This window comes from Streptomyces sp., from assembly GCF_036524955.1.
In the GTDB taxonomy this organism is placed as follows: Bacteria; Actinomycetota; Actinomycetes; order Streptomycetales; family Streptomycetaceae; genus Actinacidiphila.
Genome location: NZ_DATDBG010000260.1, coordinates 12,875 through 26,427, shown reverse-complemented (window position 1 = coordinate 26,427; position 13,553 = coordinate 12,875). Strand labels below are relative to the sequence as shown.

Sequence of the window (13,553 nt, the reverse complement as noted above, 5' to 3'; positions counted from 1 at the left end):
GCAAGCAGGGAACGAACAGCGTCGAAGCGGTCCACAGGTCCGCTCCGCTGCCGCTCCTCGCACCGGGTCCGTCCGCCGGCGAGCGCACACGTGAGACGGCGTAGAGAGAGAAACGATTTCTGTGAGTGCTGCGATGCGAAGCCGTACCCCTGACCGCCTGTGCGCCGAGGCGGTCGATGTCGCGCTCGCCGTGACGCGGGAGGCGGCCGGGCCGGACGCGGTGGGCGAGCACCTCGGGATCATCGCCGAGGGTGACCGGGTCGTCACCCACTTCTTCGCCTGCGAGATGCCCGCCTACCGCGGCTGGCGGTGGGCCACCACCCTGACCCGGGCCTCCCGCGCGAAGAACGTGACCGTCGACGAAACCGTCCTGCTGCCCGGAACCGACGCTGTGCTCGCCCCCGAATGGGTGCCGTGGAGCGATCGCCTGCGCCCCGGCGACATGGGTCCCGGCGATCTGCTGCCGACCGAGGCGGACGATCTGCGCCTGGAGCCGGGATGGCTGGGGGAGGAGGCGCCGTCCGACGAGGATTCGGTGGCGGAGGCGCCGGAAGGGCCGGCCGAGTCGACGGCCGGGCAGGACGCGGAACCGGACGGCGTCGCGGTGCCCACGATCGCGCAGATCGGTGCGGTGGCCGAGGAGATCGGCATGGGGCGGGCGCGGGTGCTGTCCCGGTACGGGCTGCACACGGCCGCCGACCGCTGGGAGGAGCGGTTCGGCGCGAAGACGCCCATGGCGCAGGCCGCCCCCGCCCACTGCGTGAGCTGCGGCTTCCTGGTCCCCATCGCGGGCTCCCTCAGCCAGGCGTTCGGCGTCTGCGCCAACGAGTTCTCCCCGGCCGACGGCCAACTGGTCTCCCTCGCCTACGGCTGCGGCGCCCACTCCGAGGCGGCGGTCATGCCCAAGACCCCGCACCCGGCCCCGATGGTCCTGGACGACCTCCACGACACCGAGCCGATGCCGCTCCACCCGGACCGCCACTCCTCGGTCGAGGAGGGCGAACCGGCGGAGGAGGACCTGGGCCACTCGTAGCCCGCGCACTCCCGCAGCCGCCGACGGCGAAGAACCCCGCCGGCGGGCCCGTCTCCGGACCCGCCAGTGGACGTCGACTCCCGACATCGACCGCACGGGCGTGGGGTCCCCCTGCTCAAGGCGGGGAGGGCGGGGACCCGCGCGCCGCCAGGCGCGGGCACCCGCCGGGACGGGCGAGCCGGCTCCGGAACGGCCCCCCGCAGGGAGCCGCATCGCGGCGCGCGCCCGAATGGCGGTACGGTCACACCAAACGGAGCCCCCGCAGGGGTGCCGAACCCGGCAGACGGAGGGGCGCACGTGACCCGCGCAGGCGTTATCCGACCGGCCCCGGAAGGCCACCCCGACCCCTTCCGTACCACGGCCCTGCGCCATGCGGTCCTCACCGCCTGGTCCACCTCCGCCGCCCGCTTCCGTGAGGACGCCAACGCCGAGGAAGACCTGGCCCTCGGCGGCTACCGCGACCGCCTCGTCGTCGAACTGGCGCAGAACGCCGCCGACGCCGCCACCCGCGCCGGCGTCCCCGGCCGCCTCCACCTCACCCTGCACGAGGCCACCGCCGAGGGCCCCGCGGTCCTCGCCGCCGCCAACACCGGCGCCCCCCTCGACCCCGCCGCCGTCGAATCGCTCTCCACCCTGCGCGCCTCCGCCAAGCGCGACGACGGACCCGCCTCCGTCGGCCGCTTCGGCGTCGGCTTCGCCGCGGTCCTCGCCGTCACCGACGAACCCGCCATCGTCAGCCGCACCGGCGGTGTCCGCTGGTCGCTGGCCGAGGCCCGCACCCGGGCCGCCGAGATCCCCGGTCTGGCCGAGGAGTTGCGCCGCCGTGACGGTCATGTCCCGCTGCTGCGCCTGCCGTTCCCCGCGGAGGGCCGCGCGCCGGACACGTACGACACGGTTGTGATCCTCCCGCTGCGCGACGGCTCCGCCGTGGACCTGACCGCCCGCCTCCTGGCCGGCGTGGACGACGCCCTGCTGCTCGCCCTGCCCACCCTCACCGAAGTGGTGATCGAGACCCCCTCCGCCGTGCGGACCCTGACCCGCCGGACTCTGGACGGCGGCGATGTGATCATCGAGGACACCGCCCGTCCCACCCCCACCCGCTGGCGTGTCGAGGCAGCCGCCGGCGCGCTGGCCCCCCGACTTCTCGCCGACCGACCGGTGGAGGAACGCCTGCGCCCGGCCTGGTCGGTGACCTGGGCCGTCCCGGTGGACGCCGAGGGCGCCCCCGTGGCCCCCCGTACCGCCGACGTGGTGCACGCCCCCACGCCGACCGACGAACCGCTCGGCCTGCCCGCGCTGCTGCTGGCCACCTTCCCGCTCGACCCGACCCGCCGCCACGCCGCCCCCGGCCCGCTCACCGACTTCCTGCTGTCCCGCGCCGCCGAGTCCTACGTACGGCTGCTCGCCGCCTGGCGTCCGGTCGGCACCGGCGTGGTGGACCTCGTCCCCGGCCCGCTCGGCAAGGGCGAACTCGACGCCGAGCTGCGCCGCCGTATCCTCGCCGAGCTGCCCCGCACCCCCTTCCTGCCGCGCGCCGCCGAGACCCCCGCGGAGTCCGACGCCGGGGGCGCCGCGGCCGACACCGACACCTGGGACGGCGGCGGGCCGCTGGCCGGCGAGGGCCACGCCCTGCGCCCGGTCGAGGCCGAGGTGGTGGAGGGCGCCACCGCCGAGGCGGTCCGGGTCCTCGCCGAGGTGCTGCCCACCCTCGTACCGTCCGCCCTCGAACGGCGCCCCGCCCTGCGTCAGCTGGGCGTCGCGCGGCTCACCCTCGCCGACGCGATCGACCGCCTGGCCGGCACCGAACGCCCCGCCGAGTGGTGGTGGCGCCTGTACGACTCGCTGGCCGGCTCCGACGCCGACGTGCTCAGCGGCCTGCCGGTACCGCTCGCCGACGGCCGTACGGTGGTCGGCCCGCGGCAGGTGCTGCTGCCGGTACGCGGCGAGGACGGGGCCGACACCGTGGACCCGGCGCTGCTCGCCCGGCTCGGCCTGCGCGTCGCCCACGCCGACGCCGCCCACCCGCTGCTGGAGAAGCTCGGCGCCGCGCCGGCCACCGCCCGCGCGATCCTGACCACCCCGCAGGTACGTACCGCCGTCGCCGCCTCGCTCGACGACGACCGTGCCGCCTGGGACGACGACCAGGCCGGCCTGGACGCCGAGGAACTGGCCGACGTCGTACTCGGCCTGGCCAGGACGGCCGGGCTCGCGCCCGGCGACGAACCGTGGCTGTCCGCACTCGCCCTGCCCGACGAGGACGGAGAACTCGCCCCGGCCGGCGAGCTGATCCTTCCCGGCAGCCCCCTGGAGGCCGTGCTGCGCGAGGGCGAACTCGCCGCCGTCGACGCCGACCTGGCCCGCGGCTGGGGCGAACAGCCCCTCACCGCCGTCGGCGTGCTCGCCACCTTCGCGCTGGTCCGCGCCGCCGACGTGGTCCTCGACCCGGACGACCTCGAACCCCGGGACACCGACTGGGCCGAGCCCGACGACGTCGGCCTGCTGGAGGCGGTGGACGTGTGGTGCGAGGACGTCCTCGACCAGCTCCCCGAGACCGACGTCCCGCCGGTCGCCACCGAGGTCATCGGCGTACGCGACCTCGATCTGGTGGACGACGACGCCTGGCCGCAGGCCCTCGCCCTGCTCTCCCGGCCGCCGCTGCGGGACGCCATCACCGCCCCCGTGCGGGTCCTGCTGCCCGACGGCACCACCGAGTCCGTACGGCCCTACGCGGCCTGGTGGCTGCGCGACCACCCGGTCCTCGACGGCCGCCACCCGGTGGGCCTGCGCACGGCCGGCGGCGACCGGCTGCTCGCCGGGCTCTACGACGAGGCCGAGACCGGCCCGGCCGTGGACGAGCAGGTGCTGCGGGCTCTCGGCGTACGCACCTCCGTACCCGCGCTGCTGTCCGAACCCGGCGGCGCCGCCGAGCTCCTCGCCCGCCTCGCCGACCCCGACCGCACGGTCACCCCGGCGCAACTCCACGGCCTGTACGCCGCGCTCGCCGAGCTCGACCCCGAACAGGTCACCCTCCCCGACGAGTTGCGGGCCGTCGTCGACGGCGCCCCGGTCGTGGTGGACGCCGCCGAGGCGCTGGTCGCCGACGCGCCCGACCTGCTCCCGCTCGCCGCGGGCCGCCCGCTGCTCCCCGTCCCGCCCCGCCTCGCCGCCGAACTGGCCGACCTCTTCCAGGTAGGGCGGCTGAGCGAGGCCCTGGAGGCCGCGGTGGTCTCCGAGGGGGAACCCCACGACGTCCTCCCGGCCGTCCACGACCTGCTGCCGGGGGCTCCCACCACCTATCGCGAGCACGAGGCGCTGCTCGTCACCGGCGGTGTCGAACTCGACTGGCGCTACCTGGACGGCACCCTGCACGCCTCCACCGTCGAAGGGCTCGCGGCCGGCCTGGCCTGGGCCGCCGGCCACTGGCACCGCCGCTTCGAACTGGCCGCCCTCCTGGAAGACCCCACCCGTACGGATGAACTGGCCGAGGCCCGCTGGTTCGACTGACCCCGGTCAGCCCGCCGACCGCTCGCGCCTCCTCACCCACGCCCACGCGACCTCCAGCACCACCGCGCCCGCCACGGCGATGCCGACGGCGGTCCACGGCACCTGCGTGCCCACCAGCTTCAGCGCGAAGAACCTCTGCAACCACGGCGTGACCAGCACGATCACAAAGCCGGCCCCCATGGCGAGCACCAGGCCCACCCGCCACCAGGTGTACGGCCGGGCGACGATCGCCAGCACCCACACCTCCATCAGGAAGAGCGTGAGCGTCGCCGCGCTGGTCTCCGCGTCCAGCGCCCCGCTGCCGGTGTAGTGGTGCCGGGCCACGAGGTACGCGGCGAACGCCGCCGCCCCGCAGGCGATCCCGGCCGGCATGGCGTACCGCAGCACGCGCCGCACGAACTGCGGCCGCGCCCGCTCCTTGTTGGGCGCGAGCGCCAGGAAGAACGCCGGCACGCCGATGGTCAGCGTGGACAGCAGGGTCAGGTGCCTCGGTAAAAAGGGGTACGGGACCTGCCAGCACACCACCAGCAGCGCGAGCAGCACCGAGTACGCCGTCTTCGTCAGGAACAGCGTGGCGACCCGCGTGATGTTGCCGATCACCCGCCGCCCCTCGGCCACCACCGAAGGGAGTGTCGCGAAACTGTTGTCCATCAGCACGATCTGCGCGACCGCCCGGGTCGCCTCCGACCCGGTGCCCATCGCGACCCCGATGTCCGCGTCCTTCAGCGCGAGTACGTCGTTGACGCCGTCGCCGGTCATCGCCACGTTGTGCCCGTGGGACTGCAACGCGCCGACCATGTCCCGCTTCTGCTGCGGGGTGACCCGCCCGAACACGGCGCCGTCCTCCAGCACGCCGGCCATCTCGTCCTTCGCGGCCGGCAGCCGCCGCGCGTCGACCGGCCGCTCGGCGCCGGGCAGCCCGAGCTTGGCGGCGACCGCACCCACGGAGACCGCGTTGTCGCCGGAGATCACCTTGGCCTGCACGTCCTGTTCGGCGAAGTACCGCAGGGTGTCGGCGGCGTCGGGCCGTAGCCGCTGTTCGAGGACGACCAGCGCGTGCGCGGTGACCGCCCGGGCGACCGCCGGATCGCCGAGGCCCAGGTCGGTGCGGGCGAGCAGCAGCACTCTCAGGCCGTCGTTGTTGAGGCCGTCCACCTCGGCGAGGACGGGGTCGCCGTCGGGCAGCAGCACGTCGGGCGCGCCGAGCAGCCACGTACTGGTGGCGCCGCCCGGCTCGGTGAAGGCGGCGCCGCTGTACTTGCGGGCGGAACTGAAGGGCAGCGCGCCGGTGCAGTGCCAGCCGTCGGCGCCCCCGGGCGGGTAGGCGTCGATGATCGCCTGGAGGCTGGCGTTGGGGCGCGGGTCGGCGGCGCCGACGGCGGCCAGTGCCCGGGTCACGTAGGGCTGGTCGGCGCCGTCGAGGAGCCGCAGCCCGGTGACGTCCATGCCGCCCTCGGTCAAGGTGCCGGTCTTGTCGAGGCACACCACGTCGACCCGGGCCAGGCCCTCGATCGCGGGCAACTCCTGCACCAGCACCTGCTTGCGGCCCAGTCGGATCACGCCGATCGCGAAGGCCACGGAGGTCAGCAGCACCAGCCCCTCGGGCACCATCGGCACGATCCCGCCGACCGTACGGCGCACCGCCTCGCGCCCGTTGTGGCTCTCCACGGTGAACTGGCTGATGATCAGCCCGACCGCCGTCGGCACCATCATCCACATGACGTACTTGAGGATCTGGCTGATGCCGTTGCGCAGCTCGGAGTTGACCAGGGTGAAGCGGGACGCCTCGTCGGCGAGCTGGGCCGCGTACGCCTGCCGGCCGACCTTGGTCGCGGTGAAGGCGCCGCCGCCCGCCACCACGAAGCTGCCGGACATCACCGGGTCGCCGGGGTGCTTCAGTACCGGGTCGGCCTCGCCGGTCAGAAGCGACTCGTCGACCTCCAGGCCGTCCGCCTCGACCGTCTCGCCGTCCACCACGACCTTGTCGCCGGGGCCGAGTTCGATGAGATCGCCGAGCACGATCCCGGAGGTGGAGATCTCGGCCGCCGTACCGTCCCTGCGCACCACGGGCTTGGCCTCGCCTATCACGGCGAGGCTGTCCAGCGTCCGCTTGGCGCGCAGCTCCTGGATGATGCCGATCGCGGTGTTGGCGAGGATGACGAAGCCGAACAGGCCGTCCTGGACCGGTCCGACCACCAGGATGATCAGGAAGAGCACGCCGATGATCGCGTTGAACCGGGTGAAGACGTTCGCCCGCACGATGTCGGCGGTGGAGCGGGAGGACCGTACCGGGACGTCGTTGACCTCGCCCCGGGCGACACGTTGCGCGACCTCGGCCGCGGTGAGTCCCGGATTCCGGGCAGCGACCCGGGCGTCCGTGCGTTCCGTCATGGCTTCGACGGTACGGGGCGGACGCCGCCGTTTGCTGTCTACCCGGTTACAGAGCGGTCGTTCTCGGCCACGCGGGAGGCCGCCGCCCGCCGGATCGCATCGCGCCGGGCGGTCACGTACCGCAGGCCGACCAGGCCGAGGCAGCCGCCGGCCGCGCAGGTCCAGATCCACCAGGTGTGGCCGTGGTCGGAGTACCAGCCGTAGAAGGGGAGCTGCACGACGAAGAGCGCGAACCACACGATGGTGCCGACCACGACGGTCATCACGTCGTTGGCCTCCAGCGGCTCGGGGGCCTCGCGCAGCGGACTCCGCTCCTTGCTCATACGCACATCGTATGCGGCCCGTCCCGGGGGAGTGCGGGCGGTCACCACCCGCCCCCCCCGCCCGCTTTCGCCGAGTGGCCCGATATCTCCCTGTGATACGGATCACGTCGTCCTTTTTTCGGTGGTCCGGCTTGATAGTGTGCGCGCGCGTCATCCGATTCGCATCCCGCGAAACGGCTTTATGCGTGTCATCGATATTCACGCGTCGACCACAATGTGTTGTAGGAAGGTACGGAAGCGGGGCAATGTTTCAGGACCCCGTCCTCCGGCTTTCACTCACGGGGGAGTGAGCCGATATGAGAGTTGCCGTGGTCGGACTCGGTGCGGCCGGTGCCCGCCTCGCCGCGACCGCGCGGGCCGACGGTCACCACGTCCGCACCGTCGCTCCGGGCGGTACGGCCGACGCCTCCGACGTCGCCCGCCTCGGCGGTCCGCCCGTCGACGCATGGATCCTCGCCACTCCCACCGCCACCCATCTGGGCCTGGTGCGCCGACTGCTGCGTCTTGATCCGGCCGCCCGCATCCTGCTGGAACAGCCCGCCTGCTCTCCCGAGGACCTCCCGGTCCTCGCCGCCACCCTGGACGCCCACCCCGCCGCCCGGGTACTCGTCAACGATGTCTACGCGCATAGTCCGGCTGTCCGCCGATTCGCCGGAATTCTCCGTGCGACGGCGGATTCCGCATCTGGTGACCGTGTTGTGCGCATCACGGTGGAATTCACCAAGAACCGCGAACGCGACATCGCCCGCGGTCGTTTCGTCGACACCCAGTACGGTGTCGTGGGCTATGAATGGCTCGACATGCTGGCCATTCTCCGCGCCATTGTGCCGCCCACTGAATATGCCAGGTATCTGTGCGCCCCGCCCTCTCTCGTCACCTCCGAAATGCGAGTGCTGGTCAGCGGCCACTCTCGCCTTCCGGAGATCGAGTTGTACGCCTCCGCGCACGGCCGTGTCGGCTTCCCCCGCCTCGCCGTCGACGCCTTCACCCATCCGATCGCCCGGCGCCGTATCGCCCGCGGGTGCATCCCGTACGGCTCGGAACTGCGCTACCGCTTCGCCGACGTGGAATTCGCCTCCGGAGCCCGTGTCACCCTGGTCTTCGAGCCCCACTACCAGACGGCCCAGGACTACAAGAACGTCCACGCCGTCCACGTCCGCGGCGCCGCGGGTGACCGCCGCACCCACCTGGTTCCCGGCAACCAGCTCCGCGAGGCCCTCGCCGCCCAACTCGCCACCCTGACCGGCCCGGACCCGACGGGGACCACCGGGATACGGCTCCCCGAACACCACCACCTGGCCAGCCTCGCCGGCCACCCGCACGCCCACGGTGTGGACCGCCTCGCGGGTGCGGCCACGGGCTGAACGGAGACTCGCCGGCCGGCCCGGGCCTGACGCGAGTCCGACCGCCGGGACCGGGCCCCGGGGCCCGGCTGACACCGCAGCCCGGACTTCAGCGGACCGCCCGGCTGGTGACCGTGGGAACGCCCGGTCGCGTCGACGGCTGTCCTGAACCGTTCGACGAAGTCCTCGCGGACGAGTGTCCTGACCACGTAGTCCTGCGGGCCCATCCCGCGCTTGGTGGGGCATGCTCGCGGATCCGTTCCCACAGATCTCCGTCCATGCGGAGGCTGAGCACTCTCGATGCCATGGGCTCCAGTGGTCCCTTCACCCGGAGACCGCGTGCGTCCCTTCGGCGGTCATCTCACCCGTACGGGTGAGATGCCGCGGGGGCGGCTTGGGCGCTGGGCGGCCCGGTGGGGCGGCCCGGCCGGGCGGCCCGGTGGGGGCGGCCACGTATGGACACATGCGCGTAACACCGATTGTACTTAGCTTAGGTAATGAGCTAAGCTAATAAATGTGACCGAACTGTCCGAGGACGACCGTGCAGCCGTCAGTGAACTCCGGGGCGCCGTGATGCGCCTCTCGCGGCGGCTGCGCCACCAGCGCGTCGACGAGTCGCTCAGCCCGACCGAGATGTCGGTGTTGGGGACGCTGGCCCGGTGCGGGTCGGCGACGCCGGGTGAACTGGCCCGCAAGGAGCACGTCCAGCCCCCGTCGATGACCCGCATCGTGGCGATGCTGGAGGCCAAAGACCTGGTCCGCCGGGCACCGCACCCCGAGGACCGGCGCCAGGTCGTGGTGAGCCCCACCGAGCAGGCCGCGGCGATGCTGGAGGAGAGCCGCATCAAGCGGAACGCCTGGCTGGCCGAACTCGCCGAAGGACTCACCCAAGGGGAACTGGCCACCCTGCGCCAAGCCGCCCCCGTCCTGGAAAAGCTCGCGCACCTGTGATGCAGCCCACCCCTGCACCCACCCGCATCTCGCGCGCGACCCCCCGTGCGTCCAGCGCACGCACCCCGCACGCGACCCCGTGCCCTGTGAAGCCCGATGAAGAGGAGGCGAGTCCGATTGAGTTCGGCCGCCGGATCAGACACCGCAACCGAACCTGACCGTCCCGCGGACCAGAGGACCGGCACCTTCAGCTCCCTCAAGGTCCGCAACTACCGGCTCTTCGCGACCGGCGCCGTCGTGTCCAACACCGGCACCTGGATGTCGCGGATCGCCCAGGACTGGCTGGTGCTCAGCATCACCGGCTCGTCCTTCGCCGTGGGTATCACCACGGCGCTGCAGTTCCTGCCCATGCTCCTGTTCGGGCTGTACGGCGGGGTGATCGCCGACCGCTACCCCAAGCGGCAGATCCTGCTGTGCACCCAGGCAGCGCTGGGCGTGCTCGGCGTCGCCCTCGCCGCCCTCACCCTCGGCGGCGTCGTCCAGGTCTGGCACGTCTACACCGTTGCCTTCCTGCTCGGCATGGTCACCGTCGTCGACAACCCGACCCGGCAGACCTTCGTGGTCCAGATGGTCGGCCCCGCCGCCGTCAGCAACGCCGTCTCGCTGAACTCCGCCAACTTCCAGGCCGCCCGCCTCGTCGGCCCCGCCATCGCCGGAGTGCTGATCACCGCCGTGGGCAGCGGCTGGGCCTTCCTGGTCAACGGGTTGTCCTTCCTCGCCCCCCTCGCCGGGCTGCTGCTGATGCGCACCTCGGAACTGCACCCGATCGAACGCGCGCCCCGCGGCAAGGGACAGCTCCGCGAGGGCCTGCGCTATGTCGCGGCCCGGCCGGACCTCATCTGGCCGATCGTGCTCGTCGGCTTCATCGGCACCTTCGGTTTCAACTTCCCGATCTGGCTCACCGCCTTCGTCAACGACGTCTTCCACAGCGGCGCGAGCACCTACGGCCTGCTCAACACCCTGATGGCCGCCGGTTCCCTGCTCGGGGCCCTGCTCGCCGCCCGCCGCGGCCGTACCCGGCTGCGGATGCTGGCCTTCGCCGCCGCAGCTTTCGGTCTGCTGGAGGCCGCGGCCGCCCTGGCCCCCTCGTTCTGGGTCTTCGCCGCCCTTCTGGTGCCGATCGGCGTCTTCGGCCTGACCATCAACACCACCGCCAACGCAAGCGTCCAGCTCGCCAGCGATCCCGTCATGCGCGGCCGGGTGATGAGCCTGTTCATGATGGTCTTCGTCGGCGGCACCCCCATCGGCGGCCCCATCATGGGCTGGGTGACCGACACCTACGGCGCCCGGGCCGGATTCCTCTCCGGCGGCCTGATCTCCGCCGCCGCTGCCCTCGGTGTGGGAATCGTGCTCGTCCGGGCCGGCGGGCTGCGCCTGCAGCTCAGCCTGCGCCGGAGGAAGGATCAGCCGATGATCTCCTTTGTGCCCCGCCGGACAGAACCCGCCCCGCCCGAAGACGCCGCCCCGCGACTGACCCCGGCCGCATGAGGCTCTTCGTCGCCATCCTGCCGCCTCCCGCTGCGGTCGCCGAACTGACCGCGGCGCTGGCCCCCGTACGCCGCCTGCCGCAGGCCACGGCGCTGCGCTGGACCGCTCCCGCGGGCTGGCACTTCACCCTCGCCTTCCTCAGCGAGGTGCCCGACCCGCTCCGGCCCGGACTGGACGAACGGCTCGGCCGGGCAGCCCGCAGGCACGGCCCGTACGAGCTGCGGCTGGCCGGCGGCGGACGGTTCGGCGACCGGGCCCTGTGGACCGGCGCCGAGGGGGACCTGACCGGGCTCGCCCGGCTGGCCGACTCCGTACGGGCGGCCGGGCGGCGCGCCGGTGCGCCGCCCGCCGAGGAACACGCCTACCACCCCCACCTCACCCTGGCCCGCACCCAGCGGGCCACCCACGTGGCCCTGCGGCGCTTCGCCGACGCGCTGGCCGACTTCCGTGGCTCACCCTGGCCCGCGGACACACTCAGCCTGGTCAGCAGCGCCCTGCCGCACTCCGGGGTCCCCGGCGAACAACCCCGCTACAACACCGTCGCGTCCTGGCCGCTCGGCCGCCCGGAGGTCCGGACGCAAGGACCATGAGTCCGGCCGGTTAGTCTCGGAGGGTGGACCCCAAGACCCGTACCCGCGTGATGACCGCCGCCTTCGTCCTGATGCTCGTGGTGGTGGTCGTCGCCGCCGCGGTCGGCTGAACCGCGGCGGCGACGTCCGGAAACCCGCGGCCGCAGGCCGCCCGGCACCGGACCGGTCGGCGCGTCGCTACCAGGCGAACGCCTCGGGAGAGGGGCCGGGGCCGGGGAAGATCTCGTCCAGCGAGGTCAGGAACTCCTCCGACAGTTCCAGCCTCACCGCGCGCAGAGCCGAGTCCCACTGGCCCTGCGTCCGCGGTCCGACGATCGGTCCCGTCACCCCGGGCCGGGTCAGCAACCACGCCAGACCGACGTCACCGGGCTCAACACCGTGCTTGTCGCACAGGTCCTCGTACGCCTGGATCTGCTCGCGCTGCTCCCGGGACTTCAGCGCGTCCGCGCTGCGACCGCTCGTCGACCGGGCACCGCCGCCCTCCCGCTGCTTGCGCAGCGCCCCGCCGAGCAGTCCGCCGTGCAGCGGCGACCAGGGGATCACCCCGAGGCCGTAGTGCTCCGCCGCCGGAATGACCTCCATCTCGGCGCGGCGCTCCACCAGGTTGTACAGGCATTGCTCGCTGACCAGGCCGAGCGAACCGCGCCGCGCCGCCGCCTCGTTGGCCTGCGCGATGTGCCAGCCGGCGAAGTTGCTCGACCCGGCGTAGAGGATCTTGCCCTGCTGGATCAGGACGTCGATCGCCTGCCAGATCTCCTCCCACGGCGTGGCCCGGTCCACGTGGTGGAACTGGTAGAGGTCGATGTGGTCCGTCCGGAGACGCTTCAGGCTCGCCTCGACCGCGCGGCGGATGTTCAGCGCCGACAGCCGTTCGAAGTTGGGCCACTCCTCGCCTTCGGGGGCCATGGTTCCGTAGACCTTGGTGGCCAGCACCGTCTTGTCGCGCCGGCCGCCGCCCTTCGCGAACCAGGCGCCGATGATCTCCTCGGTACGGCCCTTGTTCTCGCGCCAGCCGTAGACGTTGGCGGTGTCGAAGAAGTTGACGCCCGCGCCGAGCGCCGCGTCCATGATCGCGTGGCTGTCGGCCTCATCGGTCTGCGGACCGAAGTTCATGGTGCCGAGCACCAGGCGGCTGACCTTGAGACCGGTACGTCCGAGCTGTGTGTACTCCATGCAGCCAAGCCAAGCCCTTGGAGCGCGCTCGAATCAAGGCCCGCGAAGACCGGAGCGCCGTCGGTGTCAGGCCGCGGCGTACGGCGCCCCGACACCCCACCCCTGGTGCATCGCGTCCGCGAAGGCCGCCGCGAGTTTGTGCTCGCCCGAGGAGTTGGGGTGCGTGCCGTCGTAGGTGTCGAGCAGGACGTCGTACCCCTCCGGGCGGGAGGCCAGCAGCAGCGGCGACTCGGGCGAGTCATGGTCGGCCACAACCTTGGCCATCCTTACGTTCAGCTCCGCGCACTCGTCCGCGAAGCCCGGGTCGAGGTCGGCGCGGGTGTTGGGTATGACCGGCAGCAGCACCATACGCACCCGGGGGCCGGTGGCCCGCGCCGCGGCGACGAAACGCTCCACGTGCACCGCGGTCCGCTCGGCGTCGGAGTAGAAGCCGAGATCGATCAGGCCGAGCGATATCAGCAGCACGTCCGGGCGGTGGTCGCGTACCGCCTCCCCGATCAGCGGCACCATGTGCTGCCACCCCTCGCCCCAGCCCGCCAGATGGCGCCGTGCGTGCGGCGGGAACCCCGGATCGGCGTAATCGGACGAGACCGCCGCCTCCGCCGCCCTGTCGTACAGCGTGACGCGCGGCCCCACCACCGAGAACGGCTCCCCGAGGCCGCGAAGGTGCTGCCACATGCGGTAGCGCCACGTGTAGTCGCCGGCGGCACCGACGGTCATCGAATCGCCGACGAAGAGGTAACGCATGCGGGGCATC

Annotated in this window: 10 protein-coding genes; 6 read left to right on the top strand and 4 right to left on the bottom strand. The window is 72.8% G+C overall.

Annotated features, from left to right (window positions below; all coding sequences use genetic code 11):
• The first annotated feature begins 133 nt into the window (after nucleotides 1-133).
• Together VIW71_RS20540 and VIW71_RS20535 are read left to right on the top strand one after the other, a co-directional pair.
• The gene (locus VIW71_RS20540; protein ID WP_331623879.1) at nucleotides 134-1,033 is read left to right on the top strand and encodes a DUF3027 domain-containing protein; all 900 of its coding nucleotides are present in this window, start codon (nucleotides 134-136) and stop codon (nucleotides 1,031-1,033) included.
• 297 nt (nucleotides 1,034-1,330) lie between these two features.
• The gene (locus tag VIW71_RS20535; protein WP_331623878.1) at nucleotides 1,331-4,537 is read left to right on the top strand and encodes a sacsin N-terminal ATP-binding-like domain-containing protein; all 3,207 of its coding nucleotides are present in this window, start codon (nucleotides 1,331-1,333) and stop codon (nucleotides 4,535-4,537) included.
• Between the two features lie 6 nt (nucleotides 4,538-4,543).
• Here VIW71_RS20535 and VIW71_RS20530 read toward each other — a convergent pair whose 3' ends face one another.
• Both VIW71_RS20530 and VIW71_RS20525 read right to left on the bottom strand, forming a co-directional pair.
• Nucleotides 4,544-6,928: an HAD-IC family P-type ATPase gene (locus VIW71_RS20530; protein ID WP_331623877.1), complete on the bottom strand. Its 2,385-nt coding sequence runs from the start codon at nucleotides 6,926-6,928 to the stop codon at nucleotides 4,544-4,546.
• 38 nt (nucleotides 6,929-6,966) lie between these two features.
• Nucleotides 6,967-7,251: a DUF2530 domain-containing protein gene (locus VIW71_RS20525; protein WP_331623876.1), complete on the bottom strand. Its 285-nt coding sequence runs from the start codon at nucleotides 7,249-7,251 to the stop codon at nucleotides 6,967-6,969.
• A 296-nt stretch (nucleotides 7,252-7,547) separates the two neighbouring features.
• Between VIW71_RS20525 and VIW71_RS20520 the strand changes: the two genes are divergently transcribed.
• The 4 genes from VIW71_RS20520 to thpR all read left to right on the top strand — a co-directional run bounded on the left by VIW71_RS20520 (nucleotide 7,548) and on the right by thpR (nucleotide 11,623).
• Nucleotides 7,548-8,615, top strand: coding sequence for a hypothetical protein (locus VIW71_RS20520; protein ID WP_331623875.1), 1,068 nt, complete (start codon nucleotides 7,548-7,550; stop codon nucleotides 8,613-8,615).
• Between the two features lie 552 nt (nucleotides 8,616-9,167).
• Nucleotides 9,168-9,545: a MarR family winged helix-turn-helix transcriptional regulator gene (locus VIW71_RS20515; RefSeq protein WP_331623903.1), complete on the top strand. Its 378-nt coding sequence runs from the start codon at nucleotides 9,168-9,170 to the stop codon at nucleotides 9,543-9,545.
• A 117-nt stretch (nucleotides 9,546-9,662) separates the two neighbouring features.
• Nucleotides 9,663-11,033, top strand: coding sequence for an MFS transporter (locus VIW71_RS20510; protein ID WP_331623874.1), 1,371 nt, complete (start codon nucleotides 9,663-9,665; stop codon nucleotides 11,031-11,033).
• Nucleotides 11,030-11,623, top strand: coding sequence for an RNA 2',3'-cyclic phosphodiesterase (gene thpR, locus VIW71_RS20505; protein WP_331623873.1), 594 nt, complete (start codon nucleotides 11,030-11,032; stop codon nucleotides 11,621-11,623). Before VIW71_RS20510 ends, thpR begins: the two co-directional genes overlap by 4 nt.
• A 177-nt stretch (nucleotides 11,624-11,800) precedes the next feature.
• Here thpR and VIW71_RS20500 read toward each other — a convergent pair whose 3' ends face one another.
• Both VIW71_RS20500 and VIW71_RS20495 read right to left on the bottom strand, forming a co-directional pair.
• The gene (locus VIW71_RS20500; protein ID WP_331623872.1) at nucleotides 11,801-12,796 is read right to left on the bottom strand and encodes an aldo/keto reductase; all 996 of its coding nucleotides are present in this window, start codon (nucleotides 12,794-12,796) and stop codon (nucleotides 11,801-11,803) included.
• 66 nt (nucleotides 12,797-12,862) lie between these two features.
• The gene (locus tag VIW71_RS20495) at nucleotides 12,863-13,543 is read right to left on the bottom strand and encodes a GDSL-type esterase/lipase family protein (protein ID WP_331623871.1); all 681 of its coding nucleotides are present in this window, start codon (nucleotides 13,541-13,543) and stop codon (nucleotides 12,863-12,865) included.
• Nucleotides 13,544-13,553: the final 10 nt, after the last annotated feature.